14 protein-coding genes are annotated in these 20,445 nt (G+C 72.0%); 7 read left to right on the forward strand and 7 right to left on the reverse strand.

Annotation, left to right across the window (positions count from 1 at the left end; genetic code table 11):
• The first annotated feature begins 16 nt into the window (after positions 1-16).
• Both ACFYMM_RS16590 and ACFYMM_RS16595 read left to right on the forward strand, forming a co-directional pair.
• A complete protein-coding gene (locus tag ACFYMM_RS16590) occupies positions 17-1,024 on the forward strand; it encodes an alpha/beta hydrolase (RefSeq protein WP_388386900.1) in 1,008 nt (335 codons plus the stop codon).
• A gap of 19 nt (positions 1,025-1,043) precedes the next feature.
• Positions 1,044-1,934 (forward strand): helix-turn-helix domain-containing protein, encoded by an 891-nt coding sequence (locus ACFYMM_RS16595; RefSeq protein WP_388386902.1) that lies wholly within the window; start codon positions 1,044-1,046, stop codon positions 1,932-1,934.
• Positions 1,935-2,127: 193 nt separating this feature from the next.
• Here ACFYMM_RS16595 and ACFYMM_RS16600 read toward each other — a convergent pair whose 3' ends face one another.
• Positions 2,128-3,402, reverse strand: coding sequence for a hypothetical protein (locus tag ACFYMM_RS16600; RefSeq protein ID WP_388386904.1), 1,275 nt, complete (start codon positions 3,400-3,402; stop codon positions 2,128-2,130).
• A 469-nt stretch (positions 3,403-3,871) separates the two neighbouring features.
• Between ACFYMM_RS16600 and ACFYMM_RS16605 the strand changes: the two genes are divergently transcribed.
• Entirely contained in the window at positions 3,872-6,289 is a 2,418-nt protein-coding gene (locus ACFYMM_RS16605; protein WP_388387342.1) for an MFS transporter, read from the forward strand.
• Between the two features lie 23 nt (positions 6,290-6,312).
• Here ACFYMM_RS16605 and ACFYMM_RS16610 read toward each other — a convergent pair whose 3' ends face one another.
• Entirely contained in the window at positions 6,313-7,299 is a 987-nt protein-coding gene (locus ACFYMM_RS16610; protein ID WP_388386907.1) for an Lrp/AsnC family transcriptional regulator, read from the reverse strand.
• Between the two features lie 243 nt (positions 7,300-7,542).
• Between ACFYMM_RS16610 and ACFYMM_RS16615 the strand changes: the two genes are divergently transcribed.
• Together ACFYMM_RS16615 and ACFYMM_RS16620 are read left to right on the forward strand one after the other, a co-directional pair.
• The gene (locus ACFYMM_RS16615; RefSeq protein WP_388386909.1) at positions 7,543-8,799 is read left to right on the forward strand and encodes a DUF2207 family protein; all 1,257 of its coding nucleotides are present in this window, start codon (positions 7,543-7,545) and stop codon (positions 8,797-8,799) included.
• 258 nt (positions 8,800-9,057) lie between these two features.
• A complete protein-coding gene (locus ACFYMM_RS16620; protein ID WP_388386911.1) occupies positions 9,058-10,260 on the forward strand; it encodes a hypothetical protein in 1,203 nt (400 codons plus the stop codon).
• 665 nt (positions 10,261-10,925) lie between these two features.
• On the opposite strand, the gene ACFYMM_RS16625 is transcribed toward ACFYMM_RS16620, so the two are convergent.
• From ACFYMM_RS16625 to ACFYMM_RS16635, 3 genes are all read right to left on the reverse strand, one after another.
• Positions 10,926-11,930, reverse strand: coding sequence for an esterase/lipase family protein (locus ACFYMM_RS16625; protein ID WP_388386914.1), 1,005 nt, complete (start codon positions 11,928-11,930; stop codon positions 10,926-10,928).
• A 183-nt stretch (positions 11,931-12,113) separates the two neighbouring features.
• Positions 12,114-14,297: an RNA polymerase recycling motor ATPase HelR gene (gene helR, locus ACFYMM_RS16630; RefSeq protein ID WP_388386916.1), complete on the reverse strand. Its 2,184-nt coding sequence runs from the start codon at positions 14,295-14,297 to the stop codon at positions 12,114-12,116.
• A 173-nt stretch (positions 14,298-14,470) separates the two neighbouring features.
• Positions 14,471-15,352, reverse strand: a complete 882-nt coding sequence (locus tag ACFYMM_RS16635) for an NAD(P)-dependent oxidoreductase (RefSeq protein WP_388387344.1) — start codon at positions 15,350-15,352, stop codon at positions 14,471-14,473.
• A 117-nt stretch (positions 15,353-15,469) separates the two neighbouring features.
• On the opposite strand from ACFYMM_RS16635, the gene ACFYMM_RS16640 reads away from it, so the two are divergent.
• Positions 15,470-16,093: a TetR/AcrR family transcriptional regulator gene (locus ACFYMM_RS16640; RefSeq protein WP_388386918.1), complete on the forward strand. Its 624-nt coding sequence runs from the start codon at positions 15,470-15,472 to the stop codon at positions 16,091-16,093.
• A 20-nt stretch (positions 16,094-16,113) separates the two neighbouring features.
• Here the strand turns inward: ACFYMM_RS16640 and ACFYMM_RS16645 are convergent, their stop codons facing one another.
• Positions 16,114-18,549 (reverse strand): SpoIIE family protein phosphatase, encoded by a 2,436-nt coding sequence (locus ACFYMM_RS16645; RefSeq protein WP_388386920.1) that lies wholly within the window; start codon positions 18,547-18,549, stop codon positions 16,114-16,116.
• A 141-nt stretch (positions 18,550-18,690) separates the two neighbouring features.
• Between ACFYMM_RS16645 and ACFYMM_RS16650 the strand changes: the two genes are divergently transcribed.
• Positions 18,691-19,275 (forward strand): hypothetical protein, encoded by a 585-nt coding sequence (locus ACFYMM_RS16650; RefSeq protein WP_388386922.1) that lies wholly within the window; start codon positions 18,691-18,693, stop codon positions 19,273-19,275.
• Between the two features lie 48 nt (positions 19,276-19,323).
• Here ACFYMM_RS16650 and ACFYMM_RS16655 read toward each other — a convergent pair whose 3' ends face one another.
• Positions 19,324-20,229 (reverse strand): hypothetical protein, encoded by a 906-nt coding sequence (locus ACFYMM_RS16655; RefSeq protein ID WP_388386924.1) that lies wholly within the window; start codon positions 20,227-20,229, stop codon positions 19,324-19,326.
• Positions 20,230-20,445 lie beyond the last annotated feature (216 nt).

Consider the following 20,445-nt stretch of genomic DNA (forward strand, 5'->3'; position numbering starts at 1 on the left):
AAGGACACGTGAGCCGTTGAATTCCGACCCCGCAAGAGGCAGGGGCGAGCCGAGCCGCCCCGCCGTCGTCCTCGATGCCCTCGTGCGCCGGCTCGTCGACGCCTCCGCCGCGCCGCCGTATCTGCACCAGCTCGGGCCGGCCGACGGACGGGAGGCGCTGCTGGAGATCCAGGGCCACACGGCCGACGACTTCACCCTGGAGGCCGAGTTCCGGGTGGCGCCCGTGGGCCCTCGTGGGCTCGTCGGCTTCTGGTTGTTCCGGCCGGCCCGGCCGGCCGGCCCCCTTCCGGTTGTCGTGTACCTGCACGGCGGACGGTGGATGCTGGGCGACGCCCGGACCCACGCCCGCCTGATTCACGACCTGACGGCCGTGAGCGGCGCCGCCTTCGTGGTGCCCGAGTACACCCGCACCCCCGAGGCCCGCTACCCGGTCGCGCTGGAGGAGTCGTACGCCGTCCTGACGTCCGTGTGCGAGGAGGCCGAGGCCCTGGACCTGGACGGCCGCAGACTGGCCCTGGCGGGCGACTGCGCCGGCGCGACCATGGCCACGGCGCTCACCATGATGGCCAAACAGCGCGGCGGCCCGCGCATCCGTGCCCAGCTGCTGTACTACCCGATGACCGACCCGCACGCCGACACCCCCTCACGGGACGAGTTCGACTCCGGCTACCTGCTGACCGGGGAGGCCGTGGACTGGTACTGGCACCAGTACAGCGACGAGGCCCGCGAACTGGCCGAGCCCACGGCAGCGCCGCTGCGGGCGACCACGGCCGACCTCGCGGGGCTGCCGCCCGCGCTGATCGTGACGGCGGAGGCGGACGTCGTACGGGACGAGGGCGAGCAGTACGCCCGACTGCTGCGCCGGGCCGGAGTCCCGGTGGTCGCCGCCCGCTACCTGGGGACGGTGCACGACTTCGCGTCCCTCGGCCCGCTGCGGGACAGCCCGCCGACGGTGGCGGCGATCAGACAGGGCGGCCGGTTCCTCCGGGACGCTCTGGCCGGAGAAGGACCGTCAACATACTGATGCGTCCTGGGCCGACCGCTTGGCAGGGTGCGGGGAGTCAGGCCGCCCTCGGCGGCAGGTCCCGCACAGGAGGAGCGGCAGCATCTCCACCGACACCCGTGCCCTGCGCGTACTCTCCCGGCTTCCGGACGAGGGCCACCCGGAGTTCCTCTATCTGAGCCTGCACGTGCGCGCAACGGCCGCGATCCCGGGGCACGGGACCGAGGTCTCACCTGCGCCCGGCGACCTGGTCTTCTGCGACCCCGACCGGCCCCAGGGGGTCCGGTCCGACGATGACCGCGAGGTGACGGTCTTCCGTGTGTCCAAACGCCGCCTGGGCGTGCCGGACTCCGATCTGCGCCGTCTCGCGGGGGTCTTGGTGCGCGGCGACACGGGCGTGGGCGCACTGGTCTCGGTGCTGCTGTCCGCGCTCGCCGCCGAGGAGGAGTTCCACGGGCCGAGGACCGGCGACCGGCTGGCACAGGGCGCGGTGGACATGCTCGCCGTGCTGGTCATGGAACTCCTGGCGGAAGAGACCCGCGAGAGCGGACAGACCGGGGAGACCCGGGAGACCGGCCGTACGGCTACCGACGCGTCGGGGGCGGGCACGGGGCTGCCCGCCCGGATCCGGGCCTTCGTCGACGAGCACCTGATGGATCCGGACCTCTCACCCCGGTCGATCGCGGTCGCCCACCACATCTCCGTCCGCCACCTGCACAAGCTCTTCGAGAGCGAGGGCACCACGGTGAGCCAGTGGGTGCGACAGCGCAGGCTGGAACTCTGCCGGCACGATCTGGGCCGCACGTCACACCGCGGACTGACCGTGGCGGCCGTGGCACGGCGCTGGGGTTTTCGCAGCGCGTCGCATTTCAGCCGGGTGTTCCGCGACACCTACGGCATGTCCCCCAAGCAGTGGCAGGCGTGCGCCTAGCCCGCCACGGCACGCCCCGCCACGGCGCGCCCCGCCACGGCGCGCCCCGCCACGGCGCGCCCCGCCACGGCGCGCCCCGCCACGGCGCGCCCCGCCACGGCGCGCCCCGCCACGGCACGCCCCGCCACGGCACGCCCCGTCCGGCGCGAGGCGGGCCGCCCGCTTCCGGAAGGGGCCGACCACCGGCTGAGTGTCAGGGGTGGTCCGGCGTGGGCAGCCCCGGCGCGGGTGCCGGCCGCTGGCGGGGCAGCCGCATGGTGTCCCACTCGCCCCGCTCCGGGAACGGCGGCGGATCCTCCGGTCGCTGGCTGCCGCCGCGCTTGTTGCGGGGCGTGCGTTGGGGCGACCACAGGACGTAGGCGGCGGAGCCCACCGCGAAGGCGAGGCGGATGACGCCCCGGGTGGAGTCGGAGGGGATGAACAGGGCGCTGCCGTACAGGGAGATCAGGGCGATCCAGCTGACCCACGGGACCAGCCGGCGCTGGCCGATGGAGTCCCAGATCAGGGTGCCGAGGAGTACCGAGGCGTTGTAGTACGTGTACACGCTCGGGTCCAGCACGATGCGGGCGTCGGCGGCGAGCAGGACGACCGCCGGCCAGCGGTTCCGGCGTACGGCCAGCGCTCCCAGGGCCATGCCGAGGGACATCTGGGCCGGCCGGTCCCACGCGGGGGTGGACGGATCGTTCACCCCGAACCAGCGCAGGGAGGACGCGGGCTGGTTGGGGATGGTGAAGCGGGCGGCGGCGAACGTCTGCAGGTGGGTGAGGTAGAAGGGCAGCCAGGCGGCGGCCACCAGTCCGAAGACCCAGGCGGCGGAGCGCAGGCGCGCCGGACGCGGCAGTGCCAGCAGGAGCGGCAGGAAGCCGACCGCCCAGGGCTTGGAGTCCACCGCCAGGGCCAGGAAGACGCCCACGGCGGTGGCGTTGCCGCGGACCAGCGCACGCACGGCGAGCGTGGTGAAGAACAGTGCCAGGACGTCGTCGAGGTGCGCGAAACGGACCGAGACCTCCACCCACATGGGGATGAAGGCCGACCCGGCGATCAGCACGCGCTGCTGCAGGCGACGGTGGTTGAGGCCGGTGCCCCGGTAGTGGTCGGCGGCGGCACGTCCGACCAAGACCAGCATGTACATGCCCAGACCGGACATGAACGCGTCGGCGAGTTTCTCGCCCACCTCGAGCGGGAACGGTGCGAACAGCCCGGCGACCAGGAAGCTGACCGGGCCGATCTGCAGTTCGGGGTGGTTGGCGTAGAGCGCGAGACCGCCGCCGGCCTCCCGGCTGAACAGCAGCTCCTGCCCGTGCCGAAGGTAGTGCCAGGACACGGCCCCATGGCGTTCGGCCACGAAGAACCAGACGGCCGTCCACAGCGTCAGCAGCGCGTGGTGCCATCGCAGCGGATAGCGGCCGATCCGGCCGATCCGCGCCCCGTCCCTGGGCACGGCTTCCGCCGTCTCCCGGTTACGCACGTTCCGTCCTTCCCCTCCGCCCGCCTTCGGCGTCGGGACGGCCGAGGACGCGGGCACTGCACGGCGTCACTCCTACAGAGGGACTTCACAGCCTGCGGGTTCCTCAAGTCCCGGGATTCTTGAACAACGTTTCGAGCGGGGGCTGTTGGCAGCGTAGCGGCTCGTGCGCCGGATGAAAGCCGGTCGGTGCCGCCATGGCGGTGGAGACGCCCGCAATGTCCGGGCACATACCGCTGTGCACGGCCTACGACAGCACGGATGTCCGTCCCACTGTCGGAAATCCGGCCCACAGACGGTCCTGATGTCGGATTTCCGGGATCCGCAGGCTGTGGCTGGATCGGGCGGCGGTGTGACCGGAAGGTGTCGTCGGTCAGGTCGAGTGCGGCAACACCGTGCCACGAGGGAGAGCTCTGTGAACGTCACGCCACCGGTGAACGCGCCACGGGAAAGGCGGGGGGCCACGCTCTTCATGGCCTGCCTCGGGGTGTTCGTGGCCTATCTGCCCGTGACCACCGTGTCGGTGAGCCTGCCCGCCATCCAGCGCGCCCTGCACGCCTCGACCTCCCAACTGGCCTGGGTGTCCTCGGCCTTCGTGCTCCCCATGGCCGCTCTCATCCTGACCGCCGGGGTCTTCGGCGACGTACACGGCCGGAAGAAGGTGTACCTGGCGGGCCTCGGGCTGGCCGGCCTGGGAGCCGCCATCGCGCTGGCGGCACACTCGGTCGAGGTCCTGTGGGCCGGTCAGGCCGTCGCGGGTCTGGGCGCGGCCGCGCTGCTGCCCTCCACACTGGCCCTGATCAGCCATGTCGTACCGGACCCGCGCAAGCGCGGCACCTTCGTCGGCCTCTGGGCGGCGTCCCTGATGGCCGCGCTGGCCCTCGGTCCCATGATCGCCGGAGTGATCCTCGACCACACCGCCTGGCGCTGGATCTACCTGCCGACGGTCCCGGTGGCGCTCCTCACCCTGGCGGTCGCGGCACCGCTCGTGACCGACTCCCGCGCCCCCGGCGAGCGCCGCCTGGACTGGCCCGGTCAGATCACCGCGGCGGTCACGATCACCGCGCTGGTCTACGGCGTCATCGAGGGCGGCGCCGCCTCCTTCTCCGAAGGCCGGGTGATCGCGGCCCTCGCGCTGGCCGCGGTCTGCGCCGTCGTCTTCGTCCTGGCCGAGCGGCGCAGCGCCGACCCGATGCTGGATCTGTCGCTCTTCCGCAGTCCGGCCTTCAGCGCGACCACCCTGATCGCGATGATCACCTTCCTGGGGCTGATCGGCTTCTTCTTCGTCCTCAGCCTCTACTTCGGCATGGTGCAGCGGCTCGACACCCTGCACGCGGGCTACCGGATGCTGGTCGTCAGCGCGGTGTGCCTGGTCGTGGGGGCGCTGGCGGGCCGTGTGATGCACCGGATCCCGCCCCGGGTCATGATCACCACCGGTCTGCTGGCCACCGCGGGCGCGCTGTTCTCCCTGACCGTGATCGACGCCGGCACGCCCTTCGGCCCGCTGGCCTGGCGGCTGGCCCTGCTCGGAACCGGACTCGGCCTGGTGGTCACCCCGATGACCGCCACCGCCGTCGCGGCCGTGCCGCATCACCTGGCCGGTATGGCGTCGGCCGGCAACAACGCCTTCCGGCAGGTCGGCGGCGCCCTCGGCCCGGCTGTGCTGGGCACCCTGCTGACCAGCAGGAGCACCCACGCCCTGCCCGGCCGGCTGCGCGACGCCGGCCTCACCGGACCGGTGGCACACCGGGTCACCGGCGCCGTCGACGCCGGTGGTCTGGGGGCGGCGGCGCGGCTGAACCTGGGCGCGGACACCGGCCGGGCCATGGGCGCGTTGTCCCAGGCGTTCCTCGACGGCCTCCATCTGTGCCTCGTCGTGGCCGCGTCCCTGGCCCTGCTCGCCGCGCTCGTCGGCGCCGTACTGCTGCGGACGCCGCGGCGAACGTCACCCGAGGACGCCGACGCCACCGCGGAGCCGCCCGCCCAGGCCGAGCCCGAGCCCGAGCCCTCGTTCTCGTCCGAGCGGGAGCCGGTGCTGGTCGGCGCCCAGGCGCGAGGGCGTTCGGCGGGGCCGGGCCGACCGCGGGACGCGACCGGCGCGACCGGCGCCGCCTCCGACACCGACGCGGGTCCCGTCCTGTACGGCCGGATACGCGGGGCGGCGGGAGAGACCGCGGAAGGAGCCACGCTGACGCTGATCTCCCCGCAGGGGCGCCAGCTGGGCCGGGCCGTGGCGCACGCCGAGGGCCGTTACCGGCTCACCGCGCCCGGGGCCGGTTCCTACGTCCTGATCGCGGCGGCGCGGGGACACCAACCGCAGGCGTCCACCGTGGTGTTGGGGGAGGAGCCGCTGCCCCACGACGTCCTGCTGTCCGCGATCAGCGGGCTGACCGGCACGGTGGTCACGGCCGTGGACGGGGCACCCGTGCCGGGTGCGACGGTGGCCGTGACCGATGTGCGGGGAGAGGCGCTGGCCGCCGGAACGACCGACACGTCCGGCGGGTTCGCCTTCGGTGAACTACCGGAAGGCGATGTCACGGTGGTCGTGAACGCCGCCGGATTCCGGCCCGCCGCACATCCGGTGCGGGTCTCCGGCCCCCAGCTCGCCCGGCTGGACGTCACACTGTGGCCGGGGGCGGTGCTCCGGGGCACCGTACGGGCCGGCGCCGAGAGCAGGCCGCTGGCCGAGGCGAGGGTCACCCTCGTGGACCGGGCCGGCAACGTGATCGGTACGGCGACCACCGGACCGGACGGGCTCTACGCCTTCACGGATCTGGACGCCGGCGAGTACTCGGTGATCGCGAGTGGCTATCCGCCGGTCGCCGCGCCGGTGACCGTGGCCGGACCGGGACGCGAGTTCGACCTGGAGCTGGCCCATCCGGACAGCTGAGCGGATCCGTACGACGCGCCGGGTCAGCGGCTGGGTTCGTAGGTGAGCCGCTTGACCTGGCGCAGGATGAGAGCCGACTCGACCGTCTGGACGCCGTCGAGCGAGCCGATCTTCTCGCTCAGGTAGGTGTACAGCTCGTCGGGGCTGCGGAAGTGGGCGTTGGCGACGATGTTGGCCTGACCGGTGGCCGCGGACGCGAAACGCACCTCCGGGTGCAGGGCGAGACTGCGGCCCACGCCGGCGAGCGCGCGGGGCGCCACGGTGAGCCAGAGCATCGCGCTGACGCCGCGTCCCAGGGGCTCGGGGTCGTACTGCACATCGAAGTACAGCACGCCGGTGGCGCGCAGGGCCTCAAGCCGCCGTTTGACCGCCGACTCCGTCTGACCGGTCGCCTTCTGCAGGTCGGTGAGGGTGGTCCGGCCGTCCCGGCGGAGCACCGCGAGCAGCGCCTCGTCGGCCGCGTCCAGGCTGACCGGGACGTCCGGGGGCTCCGGGGCCGGCGGGCACAGGGCGGCCTGCTGCTCGGCGGTGAGCACGTCGGACTTGGCGAACCGGCCGAGCGAGCCGCCGTAGAAGGGGCGCAGCAGGCAGTGGGCGGTCATGGTGACGATCTGGCGGGTGCGTTGGAGCCGGCCGAAGAGCAGGTCGTCCCGCTCCTTGCGGCTGCGCGGCTTCATCCCGCAGACGATCTCGGTTCCGCCGGAGATCAGGGCCACGTGGAGGGTGTCGGGGCGTTTGGCCAGCGCGTCCGCGAGGTGCTCGGCGACATCCGGGACGCAGTGCAGCCGCACGAGCCAGCTCTGCAGCCCGAGCCGGTTCTCGTCCGTCATGCCGAGCACCCGCACATGGACGGTGTTGTACAGCCTGCGGTACCGCCGGGCCACGGTCTGGTCGGAGACCCCGAGGACGGCGGCGATACGGCTGAACGGCGCGCGTCCGTCGAGCTGCAGCGCCTCCAGCAGCTGCAGGTCGAGATCATCGAGCGTGGGGAGGTCCACCGGACCGCTCACGGTTTCCGGACCACGTCGGCCGCCCCGGTCCGCGCGGAGGCGTTCAGCCGCCGGGCCGGCCGCGTGCCGGTCAGTTCCCGCATCACGCTCGCGACAATACGACACCGGCACGGCCCGGCCGCCCGCGCCCCGGGCCCCTTACGTGCTCGAATCGGGGTTTTCACGGATGTACGCGGACCCGCTCCGTGTCCGATCATGAACTGATCGTTCGACTGGTCTCGACGCACTGGGGGAGGGGTGTCCGTGAAAAAGGAGATCGGCGCGTACGACGCCCCCCGGGCCCGGATTCCCGCGCCGGTGTACGACGAGCTGCCGGCGGCCGTGGTGAACCTGCTGATCGGAGGCGGAGAGGTCACCCCGAAGGCCATCGAGACGACCGCCCTCGAACTGGTCGGCAGGGGCCGGCTGAGGGCCGAGCGGAAGTCCGACGGCACGCTGACCGTCCGCCTCGACCCCGAACCCCGCGACCACCGCCCCCTGCGCCCCTTCGAGGAACTCCTGCTCGAACGCGTACGTCACCGCTGCCGCTTCCATGTCGACCGGGTACCGATAGCCGCCCTCGGCCCGGGGGACGGCGACGAGTACTGGGTGTGGTGGCGAGGTTTTCAGCAGGGTGTCCGTGACGAGGCCATGGCCCTGGGACTGATCCGTCCGCCGCGCAGGAAGTGGGCGACCTGGCTGTCGGGCGGCGGCGTGGCGATCGAGGTCTGGCTCGGCATGCTGTCGATCGCGGCGCTGATCGGCAAGGGCGTGTTCCACGTGGTCCTTGCCCTGAGCATCCCGGGCATCCTCCTGCCGTTCATCTTCTCCGACCGGTTCCCCGGCAGGTCCGGCCGCCGGCTGACAGTCGAGGGCCGGCGGGCGGCGACATGGTGGCGCCGGAGCCCGGACGCCGCCGAACACCGGCCTCCGGCACGGCAGGTGGGGGCGAAAGGTCCGCAGTCGGCACTGCCGGTGCGTGAGTCGCGCCGGATCTGGTCCTCGTACGGCGGATCGTGGCACGTCGTCGACACCGCGCCGCTGGACCGGCCGCGCTGGGGGCACATATGGCAAATCGTGCTCCTGGCCCTCGCGGGGTGCACCACCACGGCCGCCCTGGCCCTCCCGGCCACGCGCGTTCCCCACGGTGCTGCACTGGCCGTCGGGCCGGCGCTCCTCGGCGTACTCGGGTGGGCCCTCTGGCTCCCCGCCCGGCGCCGTATCCAGGCGGTGCCCACCGAGTTGACGTTTCGCGGTGCGGTCATCTGCCGCTTCGACTACGTCACCCAGGGCGGTGAGCCACCGACCGCCACCACGCACTACTGCTGTTCCGTCGAGGACCCCGCGTCGGGGAAGGCCTGGTCCTTCGAGGTGGACACCTGGGACCGGTCGCTGTTCTCCCGGGAGACGAACCCGACACTCGCCGACCGGTTCCTGGTGGGGGACGTCGTCGAGGTGCACTGCGCTCCGCGTCGGCGCGTTGTGTACCGGATGACCGTCGTCGAGGCCGTCCCACGCTGATTCGGTCCGGGGGCGGGAGGGCGTTGACCGTAGCGGGCGGCCATGTCGGCGGGGGCTATGTGCTTCCCCCGGGCTTACACCATCCGGTTGCTTATGGCCATCAAAGCGTTATTCATGCGTGCGATTTCCTATTCATCTCACTATCCAGCTCTTGGCGCTGACGAGCTGACGATCCGTCACCAGCGCTGAACCAAGCCGAGGAGAGTGGAGAGAATGACGACATCGCCGCGTTGGCGATCTGGTCTGGCGTCAGCCGCCGTGGCTGCCGCGCTCGGCGCGACCGCGCTCGGCGCGGTCGCCCTGGCGAGCACGGGAACCGCCTACGCCCAGGACCACACCCCACCGTACCCGCCCCATCCGGCGCACCCACCGAAACCCGCGTTCCCGGCGAAGCCGGCTTATCCGGTACCGCGGGTGAAGCCTGAGCGTCCGGTGAAGCCCGTCTATCCGGTGAAGCCGGTGTATCCGGTGAAGCCCGTCTATCCGGTCAAGCCGGTGTATCCGGTGAAGCCTGAGTACCCGGTCAAGCCTGTGTACCCGGTGTACCCGGTGTACCCGGTGAAGCCTGAGCGTCCGGTGAAGCCTGTCTATCCGGTGAAGCCCGAGCTTCCCGTGAAGCCTGTGTACCCGGTGAAGCCCGTGTACCCGGTGAAACCCGAATACCCGGTCAAGCCTGTCTATCCGGTGAAGCCCGAGCTTCCCGTGAAGCCTGCCTACCCGGTGAAGCCTGAGCGTCCGGTGAAGCCTGTCTATCCGGTGAAGCCCGAGCTTCCCGTGAAGCCTGTCTATCCGGTCAAGCCGGTGTACCCGGTGAAGCCCGTGTACCCGGTCAAGCCTGTCTATCCGGTGAAACCGGTGTACCCGGTCAAGCCTGTCTATCCGGTGAAGCCCGAGCTTCCCGTGAAGCCTGTCTATCCGGTGAAGCCCGAGCTTCCCGTGAAGCCTGTCTATCCGGTCAAGCCGGTGTACCCGGTGAAGCCTGAGTACCCGGTCAAGCCCGTCTACCCGGTGAAGCCGGTGTATCCGGTCAAGCCCACCTACCCGGTCAAGGCCGTCCGCCCGGTCAAGCCTTCCTATCCGGTGAAGCCCGTGATGCCGGAGAAGCCTGCCTATCCAGCACACCCGGTGAAGCCTGAGTACCCGGTGAAGCCCATCCTCCCGGTGAAGCCTGAGTACCCGGCGAAGCCCGTTCACCCGGTGAAGCCTGAGTACCCGGCGAAGCCCGTTCACCCGGTGAAGCCTGAGTACCCGGCGAAGCCCGTTCACCCGGTGAAGCCCGAGTACCCGGCGAAACCCATCCACCCGGAAAAGCCCGAGTACCCGGCGAAACCCATCCACCCGGAAAAGCCCGAGTACCCGGCGAAACCCATCCACCCGGAAAAGCCGGACCACCCCTCCTACCCGTCGGGGCCCGAGCATCCTTCGCGGGCTATGGAGCCGTCGGAGTCGTTTGACGAGTAGTCGGAGCGGGGGGTAGCCGTCGGTGGACTTCGGCCTCGGTCGGGGCCGTCTCGGCGAGTTCCGGCGTTGAGCCGGGCCCGGACAACCGGGCCCGGTGCCCGTCGCAGGCCCTGACACCCCCGTGACGGCCTGCCAGGTGTCCTGGACTTCTACAGAGGGCAGGGGCCGTCGGTGGGCGGGGTGTCCCAGAGGCGGGTGGTGGGGCGTTCGGGGGTGAAGCGGGGCCAGCCCGGGGCGCCGGCGGCGGCGAGCCGAGGAAGACGAAAAGCCAGGTGCACCCGCCCCCGCGGGTGTGGGCCTCCACCACCCACGCGGTCGGCATCCGGATGAGCGCGTCGGACAACAGCACGGTGAACAGTTCGGCATCACCGACGCCGGGCCAGGCACGGCGGTAGGCGGCGGCCGCCGCCTTGTCCAGCCCGACCGCTTCGGCGGCGATCGCCAGGTCGACTCCCGGGGCGGGCGCCGGGCCCTGACCCCGGTACTCCTCGGGGGTGAACCCGCAGATCAGGTCCACGTCCCGGCCTGCTCCCGTGCTGGGCGATCGCCAACTGCCGTGTCGGCTTCGAAGGTTTCGGACACCTGCCGGGTCGCGGACAACCGGGGGGCGGGGGTGATCCCACGGACCCGCTCACCCACGAGCGATCGGCGGCCCTGGGGTCGCCTCAGCCGCCGAGCAGCGGCAGGGAGATGCCGCACTGGACGGGTTGCGCCTGGGCGGGATCGAGGGCGTTGCCCACGAGTTGGAGGGCGTTGGTGTCATAGGCGATCGACACGTGTTCGGATTTGTCCTGAGGACAGATGTCCTGGATCGTGATGTTCCGGACCGTCGCGCCCGGACCCGCGGCCAGGAACTGGTGCTGGTAGGGCGTCACGACCTCGTCGTAACGGGTGGCGATGACGGTGTAGTCGACCCCTGGCTGGGTGTCCCCGTCCCGGTCCAGCGTCGTGTTCACCTGCGAGCCGACCAGCTGATCCGCGTACGCCTGGCCGATGACGAGGGAGACGGGTTCGGTGAGACCCAGCTTGTCGGTGAGTGTGCCGATGCCGGCTCCGGTCGTACCGTGGTTGGACGGCGCCAGGCCGATCAGGCTGTGCACCTTGTTCCGAGCCGGGTGCGCGGGGTCCGTACCGCCGTCGAACCGCAGATACCAGCGGGGCAGCAGACCGCCGCCCTGGGAGTGCCCGACGAGGTCCACCTGGTGGGCGCCGGTGGCCCGCAGTACGCGGTCGACGTAGTCGGCGATCTGCCGGGCGGAGTCCGGGATGTGCGCGGTGGCCTTGAACGGGACCCCGGGCGCCCCGCCGAAGTCGGGGGCGAAGACGCAGTAGCCCGCCTGCTTCAGCCAAGGGGCCAGCAGGCTCCAGTTGGCATAGGCGTTCTCCCAGGTGCCGTGGAGCAGCACCACGGGCCGTGGATGAGCCGAGCCGGGCTTGCAGTTCCAGTCGTCGGCCCCGGGCGGCGGCGCGTCCGGGTGGACCAGAGAGGCGGCCAGCGCCACGGGAAGGGAGAGGAGGTGCCCGGACGGTTTCGGCGGGGCGGTGCCGGCGGACGCGGCCGCCTCACCCTGAAGCCCTCCGGTCAGCGCCAGTGCGAGTCCCGCACAGACCGCCGCCCACCTGGTGCGCCGCCGGACCGGCCGCCTCCGGGAAACACTCCGCACCGACATCCGGCCACTCCTCGTCTCCAGGCCGGCCCTGCGCCGACCCGGAGATGATCGAGGCGGGGGTCGCGCACGGTGCTCGGGCACTGCGCGCGATCACCCTGATGGAGCAGCCGGGTTCACCCGTCCGGGGCCGGCCTCGCCGCCGTCGACGTCATCGTCGTGGGAGTCGTGGTCGGCGACCCGCCGTCAGTGTGACGCGGCCCGGCTGTCGAGGATGACGAGCCGCTGGGTCGCCCGGGTCATCGCCACATAGCGGTCGACGGCTCCTTCGACGCCCTCGCCGAAGTTCTCCGGTTCGACGAGGACGACCAGGTCGAACTCGAGCCCCTTCGACAGCTCCGGGGTCAGCGAGCGGACGCGGGACGTCGCCCGGAACGTGGGGTCGCCGATGACGCAGGCGATCCCGTCGGCGTGCTCGGAGAGCCAGGTGTCGAGGATCGAGTCCCGGTCCGCGACGGCTCCGTGCAGGACGGGGACGCCGCTGCTGCGGATGGAGGTCGGCACGTTGGCGTCGGGCAGCGCGGCCCGGATGACCGGCTCGGCCTCCGTCATGATCTCCTCCGGGGTGCGGTAGTTGGTGTTCAGGGAGGCCAGGGTGACCCGGTCGAGGCCGATGCGTTCGAGGCGTTCCTGCCACGACTCGGTGAATCCGTGCCTGGCCTGGGCGCGGTCGCCGACGATGGTGAAGCTGCGGGAGGGGCAGCGGAGCAGCAGCATCTGCCATTCCGCGTCGGTGAGTTCCTGGGCCTCGTCCACGACGATGTGCGCGAACGGCCCGGCGAGCAGATCCGGGTCCACGGTGGCCAGTTCGGCCTCGTCGACCAGGCTGACCTGGGCGTCCTCACCGCGCAACATCGTCACCAGACCTTCGCCGTCGTCTCCGTCGGCGCCGGAGTCGGCCACGGCCGCGATCAGGTTGTCGACGACCTGCGTCATACGCTCACGCTGGGCGGCGAGGACCGCCTTGTGCCGGCGCTCGCGCCGGGCCGCCTCCGGGTCGCCGAGCCGCTGCCGGGCCGCGTCCAGAATCGGCAGGTCGGACACCGTCCAGGCACCGGGTGCGGCCTCGCGCCGCAGCTTGCGCACCTCGTCGGGGCCGAGCCAGGGAGCGCACTTGCGCAGATAGGCGGGCACCGACCAGAGGTCCGCGACCAGGTCGGCCGCTTCGATCAGCGGCCATGCGTGGTTGAAGGCCGCCAGCAGTCCCCTGTTCTGCCGCAGCGACCGCTGGAGCAGGGCGGGCGGGGCCAGGTCGTCGTCGTGCCTGTCCGCGAGGATCGTGAGCAGTTCCTCCCAGACCTGCTCGCGCGCCTCGTTGTGCGGGGTGCCGGGTTCCGCCGCCTCGAACGCCTCGGCCCAGTCCTCGGGGCTCAGCCAGACGCTGGACCAGTGGGTCTCGACGGTCATCCCCTTGGTGGGCGGCTCCTCGTAGAACCTGACGGCCGTCTCGATCGCCCGCACCATGTCCGCGGACGACTTCAACCGGGCCACGTCCGGGTCGGTCTCGACGGTCGCCGCGGCTCCCTCGGGGACGAGGTCGCGCAGGACGCAGGTCTGCACGCCCTCCTCTCCGAGGCTGGGCAGGACATCGGCGACGTAGGACAGGTAAGGCCGGTGCGGGCCGACGAACAGCACCCCGCCCCGGCGATGACCGAGGCGCGGGTCGGAGTAGAGGAGGTAGGCGGAGCGGTGCAGGGCGACGACGGTCTTGCCCGTGCCCGGACCGCCGTCCACGACGAGGGCGCCGCGCGATCCCGCCCGGATGATGGCGTCCTGGTCGGCCTGGATGGTGGCGAGCACATCGCGCATCCGGGACGACCGGTTGCCGCCCAGGCTGGCGATGAAGGCGGACTGGTCGTCGAGCGCCGCGTGGCCGTCCAGTCCGTCGGCCGTGAACACCTCGTCCCAGTAGTCGCTGATCCGTCCGCGTGTCCAGCGGTACCTGCGGCGGCTTGCCAGACCCATGGGGTGGGCGTGGGTCGCCGCGAAGAACGGCTCGGCCGCGGGGGAGCGCCAGTCGACCAGCAGCCGGCGCCCGGAGCTGTCGGTGAGGCCGAGCCGCCCGATGTACAGGGGCTCGGAGTCGTCCGCGCCGACCATGTGCCCGAGGCACAGGTCCAGGCCGAAGCGGCGCAGGGCGCGCAGCCGGCCGGTGAGCCGGTGGATCTCCGCGTCCCGGTCCATCGCCTGCCGGCCCGTGCCGCCGGGCGCCCTGCGCTCGGCATCGAGGCGGTCGGACAGTTCGGCGATCGTCTCGTCGAGGGCCGCCGCGATGGCCGCGAAGTGCCGTTCGTCGTCGGCGATCAGCGCCGGGTCGGCCTTGGCCGAGAGACGGTCGGGAAGGTCGAACGCACTGGTGGTCAGGTTCATGTCGCCGGATGGCACTTGGTGGGGCTCCCGTTTCCGCAGATCCTGGCTTCGGCCAGCGATTCTGCGGTATGACCGGGGCCTTGCCGCAAGCCCCCCGGTACGCTATACGTTGAGAGTGGCAAGGAGTGAGTGCACTCCTTGCCTTTGCTTTTGTCGCCTTTTCCTCCGTGTGCTCACGACCGAACACCGTCGGTCCGGGCCTCCAGGGCGCGCAGGACGGCCACCATGTCCTCGCCGCCGTGGCCCCGCTCGACGGTCTCGCCGTACAGGGCGTGGCAGACGTCGAGGAGCGGGGAGGCGAGGTGGGCCCTGCGGGCGGCCTGAGCGATCAGCCGGTTGTTCTTCAGCACGTCCGCGGCGCCGGCCTGGACGGTGAAATCGCCGGCCACCAGTTTGGCCGCCTTCCCACGGGACACGGCGCTGGCCATCGGGCCCGCGTCCAGGACGTCCCGCAGCAGGCTCTGGTCGAGCCCGTGCCGGCCGGCGAAGTGGAACGCCTCCGTCAAACCGGTGACCAGGGTGATCAGGAACAGGTTCACGGAGAACTTCATCAGCAGCGCTCCCGGCACCGGACCGCAGTCGAACGTCTCGCGGCACAGCGGGCCCAGCAGGGGGCGTACGGCCGCCACGGCGTCGTCGTCGCCCGCCACCATCCCCACCAGTTCGCCACGTTCGGCCGGGACGCGGGAACCGGAGACCGGGGCCTCGACGTATCTCCCGCCCGCCGCCCGGATGTCGTCCCGCAGTCCGCCCGAGTACTCGGCCGAGGTCGTGCCCATGTGGACGACGGTGTGTCCGGCGGCGCGTGCCGCGAAGTCCCGCGTGCCGCGTCCCAGAACCGTGTCGACGGCCCTCTCGTCGGCCAGCATCAGGATCACGGTCCCGGCCCGGTCGAAGACCTCGCCGGGGCTCGCCGCGACCTCGGCTCCGGCCGCGCGCAGGGGTTCGCACCTGGCCGGGGTGCGGTTCCAGACGAGGAGGGGCGTCCCGGCCCGGGCGAGGTTGAGGGCCATGGGCTGTCCCATGACGCCGAGGCCCACGAAACCGACGTACACCACGCACCACCAACTTCCGGCCCCCGGCTGTTATGACAGCGGTCATAGTAGCCCTCGCTATGACGACGGTCATAGAGTGGGCACGGAACATCCACGACCTGCCGGGGGGAGCCGACCATGGGGATGGCCGAACGGGGGCCGCGCGAGCGGATGGTCTTCAGCGCGGCCCAGCTCATCCGGCGCGAAGGGGTCGCCTCCACCGGGATGCGCGAGGTCGCCGCCCACGCGGGCGCGCCGCGCGGCTCACTGCAGCACTACTTCCCGGGCGGCAAGGAGCAGCTGGTCAACGAGGCGGTGGGCTGGGCGGGCCGGTACGCGGGCAACCGCGTCGCCCGCTTTCTGGCCGCGCTGCCCGAGCCGACGCCCAGCGGCCTGTTCGCGCGGATGGTGCGGCAGTGGACCGACGAGTACGAGACCGCCGGGTTCGCGGGCGGCTGCCCGGTCGCCGCCGCCACGGTGGACTGCGCCGAAACCGCCGCGTCCACGAGAAAGGCCGCGTCCGACGCCTTCGCCACGTGGACCGGACCGGTGGCCCGTGCCCTGGCGGACATGGGCGTGCCCGAGGACCGGTCCGAAGCGCTCGCCACACTCATGATCAGTGCTCTGGAGGGGGCCGTCCTCATCGCCCGGGCCGAGCGGGACGTGCGCGCCCTGACCACCGTGGCCCGGGAACTCGGCCCCCTCCTCGACGCGGCGGTGGGCGAGGACCCGCGCACGCGGAACGGGCGCGAGCAGGCCTGACCGGCCGCCACGTGGCGCTCTCAGCAGGGGCCGCCGTCCGGCAACTGCTGCTCCGCCCAGAGCGTCTTGCCCGTGTCGGTGTACCGCGTGCCCCAGCGCTGGGCGACCTGCGCGACCAGGAAGAGACCGCGCCCGCCCTCGTCGGTGCTGTGGGCACGGCGCATGTGCGGCGAGGTGTTGCTGGCGTCCGACACCTCGCAGATGAGGGTGCGTTCGTGGATCAGACGGAGGCTGATCGGACCGCAGGCGTGCTTGATGGCGTTGGTGACCAGTTCGCTCACGATCAGCTCGGTGGTGAAGGCGACGTCCTCCAGACCCCACGCGGCCAGCTTCCGGGCGGTGTTGTCGCGCACGTCGTGCACCGCCTGGGGATCGGCGGGGACCTCCCAGGAGGCCACCCGGTCGGGCGGGAGGGCACGGGTCCGGGCGACGAGGAAGGCGACGTCGTCGGGCGGATGGTCGGGCAGCAGGATGCGGACCATCGTGTCGCAGATCTCCTCCAGCGGCCGGTCGGGGTGGGCCAGCGCGAAGCAGAGCCGCTCGAAGCCGACGTCGACATCGCGGTCCGAGGCCTCGATCAGGCCGTCGGTGTAGAGGGCGACGACGCTGCCCTCCTCCAGCTCGATCTCGGCCGACTCGAAGGGCAGACCGCCCAGCCCCAGCGGCGGGCCGGCGGGAATGTCGGGGAGTTCCACGGGCTCGCTGAGGTGAGCGATGGCGGGCGTGGGGTGTCCGGCGCGCGCCACGTTGAGCTTCCGCGAGATCGGGTCGTACACCGCGTACACACACGTCGCGCCGATCACCACCGGGCCGTCCGTCGCGGCTTCCGCCTCGTCCGCCAGGCGCAGGACCAGGTCGTCGACGTGGGCGAGCAGCTCGTCGGGCGGCAGGTCCAGGTCGGCGAGGGTCTGTACGGCCGCGCGCAGCCGGCCCATGCTGGCCGCGGCGTGGATGCCGTGGCCGACCACGTCCCCCACGACCAGGGCGACCCGGGCGCCGGACAGCGGGATGACGTCGAACCAGTCGCCGCCCACACCGGCCTCCACGTCGGTCGGCAGATAGCGGTAGGCGACCTCCACCGCGCAGTGATCGGGCAGGACCGGCGGAAGCAGGCTGGTCTGCAGGGCGAGGGCGGCGTTGTGCTCACGGACGAAACGCCGGGCGTTGTCGACGCACACCGCGGCGCGGGCCACCAGCTCCTCGACGAGCAGGAGGTCGTCCTCGTCGAAGGGATGGGGGTTCTCCCAGCGCAGCAGCGTGACCACTCCCATGGTCACCCCCCGGGCCCGCAGCGGAACCACCAGATGGGTGTGCACGCCAAGTTGGGTGATCTTGGCGAGGCGCTGGGGGTCCTCGGCGAGCCACCAGGTCGTCGGGTCGAGCACCGGGTCCCGGATCGGCCGGCCGGTGGTCAGACAGCGTGCCTGCGGGGACTTGCGCGGATACTTGCTGTGCCCCCCGACGGGGACGATCGCCTCCGGCACCTGCTGGTGGATCGACCGGTGCGCCGCCCGGAGCAGAGCGCCCCCGGTGACCGGGCCCGGGGCGAGGTCCTTGGCCGCCAGGACGCCGTGGAAGAGGTCGATCGCGATGAAGTCGGCGAGCTGCGGCACCAGGACCTCGGCCAGTTCCTGCACCGTGCGGTCGAGGTCCAGGGTGGTGCCGATGCGCTGCGCCGCCTCGTTGACCAGGGCGAGCCGCTCGCGGGCCCGGTCCTCGGCGGTGAAGTCGACGGCGGTGTGGCAGACGCCCAGGGTTTTCCCCTCGCGGTCCCTCAGCGGGAACGACGAGCGCAGCCTGAGGTGCCCCTGCGAGTTGCGGCGGGACACACCGGGCGCGGGCGTCACATGCTCCAGGGCCGGCGTGATGCGCCCCGACATCAGCGCCTGGCGCGCCTGCCAGTCCACGGCCGGCGGCACCTGGCCCGGCCCCGGGGGCGTGGCGGTGCCGTCGGCCCCCTGTTCGGGCGGCAGGCCCTCCATGGCGGTCAGCACCCGGTTCACCCACTGGAAGCGCAGCTCACTGTCGAGGACGGCGATGCCGATCGGTGAGTCCTCCAGAATGCCGCGCATCACCGCCTGGTCCAGCTCCCACCGGCGCGATTCGGAGGTGTCACAGGCGACGGCGAGCCAGGCGGAGCCCCGCTCCGTACGCAGCGGACACGCCCGCAGAGCGAGTTCGACGAGGTGGCCCTCGAGGTGACGGGCGGTGAGCAGGCCCTCCCAGCCGTCCCCGACCCGGCGCGCTCCGGACAGCGCGGACGCCAGCGAGTCCTCGCTCGCCAGTACGGCGGTCGCGGGGCGCCCCAGCACACCGGCCGCCGGGTGGCCGAGCAGGGTTTCCGCGCTCCGGCTCCAGAACCGGATCAGTCCGTCCCCGTCCACCAGGACGACGGCGGCGGACGTGATGCCGAACGGATCGCCCCGGTGCTCATTGGCCATATCCGTGAGACCCATGGTGTCGGCCCCATCTGCGGGCGGGCTTCCTGGCACTACGGTCTCACATAGCCCCCGGTGTGTCTTCGGACCCGCCGCCCGCCCACGTGCCGCACGCCACCCTGTTGGTCCGGCGGGGCCCGGACTGGTAGGGATGGGGGCGTGCGATTCGAGAGCGTTCCCATGCCGGCGGGGGTCGAGGCGCGGCCGAGGGACATACGGGGATATCCGGTACCGGCGATCACTCCATGGGAGGGGGACACGCCGCAGTTCGCGCTGACCGACTACGAGCGCAGCGCCCAGTGCGCGGGCAAGCGGTTGTGCTCGGTGTGCAACCGGGCCATGCCGCGGGGGCCGGTGTGGCGGGTGGTGGGGGCCGCGGAGAGCGCGGCGATCGGGGAGGCACTGGCCGCCGGGCGGCCGTACCGCAATCTCGCGCCGACCCTGGAAGGGCCCGGGCACCGGGCCTGCATGCTGTACGCCTCGATGGTGTGCCCGTACCTGGCACGGCCCAACGCGCGGCGCGGGCTGTCGGCGGAGCAGCCGGACGAACTGACCTCGCACGTGGTGCGGGGCACCCGCCGGGGTGCGATGGGCGCGGTGGTGGGGTTCGCGGAGTACGAGTACGCCATCACCGGCAGCCAGGTGATGTTCCGGTTCCTCGACGTCGTCGAGTTCCTGCCGCACGACACGGCCGACGAACACCTGGAAGAACTGCGGGCCGAGCTGGGCCGTACGGCGGAGTGACGCGCACTCCGCCGCACGGCCCGGCCCGGCCCGGTGAGCCGGCCGACGTCAGGGACGGTAGGCCGCCAGGCCCTTCTCCGTCGTGACCTTCGTGGGGTGGCCCGTGCCGTTGGAGGCCAGGGTGACCGTGCCGGAGGGGGTGCGCGCCGCGAGCGTCCTGCCGTCCGGGGACCAGGCCGGCTCGGTGTAGTCGGTGGTGGCGTGCGGGGTGAGGTCCTTGATGCGGCTGTCCTGCCCCAGGCCCTCGACGAAGAGGTGGTCGTGTCCGGCGACCGAGCGGACGAAGACGACCTCCTCCTCGTTGGGCGACAGGGCCGGCTGGGAACCCTTGGTGAGCTTGTAGCCCTGCTGACGGGTGTAGTCGTCGCGGATGTAGACGGCGCCGGTGTCGGTGTTGGCGTAGACCGAGGTGCCGTAGTGGTCGGCCGCGTTCGGCCAGACGTTGCCGGTCTGCGGCAGCGCCGGGACGCCCGGGCCGACCTCGGACCACAGGGGCAGCGTCTTGGGCGTGCCGTGGACGGCCTTGGCGGAGACGTACTTCAGCCGGGAGACGCCGCCCGCGCGGGCGGCGAAGATCAGGTTGTCCTTGGCGGGAACGCCGTCCGGGTTGCCGGCCGGGGTGACCTGCCAGGTGGGGTGGGACCAGTTCTGGTTGCCGGGGTTCTTGGCGACGACGACGCGCCCGCTGCCGTCGGGGTTGGCGACGTCCAGGTTGCCGGTGCCGTCGATGAAGGCGGCCTTGGCGCCGTTCGGGGACCAGGCGAGGTCCCGGACGGGCACCCTGAAGTCGACCTGGTGGCCGTTGATCAGCACGTACCTGGTGCCGTTGCTGATGGTCAGGGTGCCGTGCCCGGTGGCGGCCGAGGCGGCGCCCGAGGCGCCCAGCAGCGCGGTGCCGGTGACGGCGGCGGCCACCGCGATGGCGGCGACGGTGGTGCGGATACGCGTGGTCATGAGTGATTCCCCCAGGAACGCCGACAGGTCGTGTGCATCAACGTCAGAGCCGCTCCGATGGCGTTCGGACCACTGGAGTCCCCTGACCGCCTGCCGCTCTGTTCGAAACACAGCCTGTCAAGGCCCGATCTTGGAACCGTCCGCTCGGCGTCACAGGGGCGTAACACCATGGCGTATCGGCGCACAGTATTGACGTGAGCACGTTCCGTAGCTACG

Source organism: Streptomyces sp. NPDC006739 (genome assembly GCF_042869815.1).
In the GTDB taxonomy this organism is placed as follows: domain Bacteria; phylum Actinomycetota; class Actinomycetes; order Streptomycetales; family Streptomycetaceae; genus Streptomyces.

Excerpts from the sequence above, each read along its gene's own strand:
- ACFYMM_RS16605 (WP_388387342.1), top strand. The coding sequence starts at position 3,872 with ATGGCCTGCCTCGGGGTGTTCGTGGCCTATCTGCCCGTGACCACCGTG.
- ACFYMM_RS16625 (WP_388386914.1), bottom strand. The coding sequence starts at position 11,930 with ATGTCGGTGCGGAGTGTTTCCCGGAGGCGGCCGGTCCGGCGGCGCACC.
- helR (WP_388386916.1), bottom strand. The coding sequence starts at position 14,297 with ATGAACCTGACCACCAGTGCGTTCGACCTTCCCGACCGTCTCTCGGCC.
- ACFYMM_RS16640 (WP_388386918.1), top strand. The coding sequence starts at position 15,470 with ATGGGGATGGCCGAACGGGGGCCGCGCGAGCGGATGGTCTTCAGCGCG.
- ACFYMM_RS16645 (WP_388386920.1), bottom strand. The coding sequence starts at position 18,549 with ATGGGTCTCACGGATATGGCCAATGAGCACCGGGGCGATCCGTTCGGC.
- ACFYMM_RS16655 (WP_388386924.1), bottom strand. The coding sequence starts at position 20,229 with ATGACCACGCGTATCCGCACCACCGTCGCCGCCATCGCGGTGGCCGCC.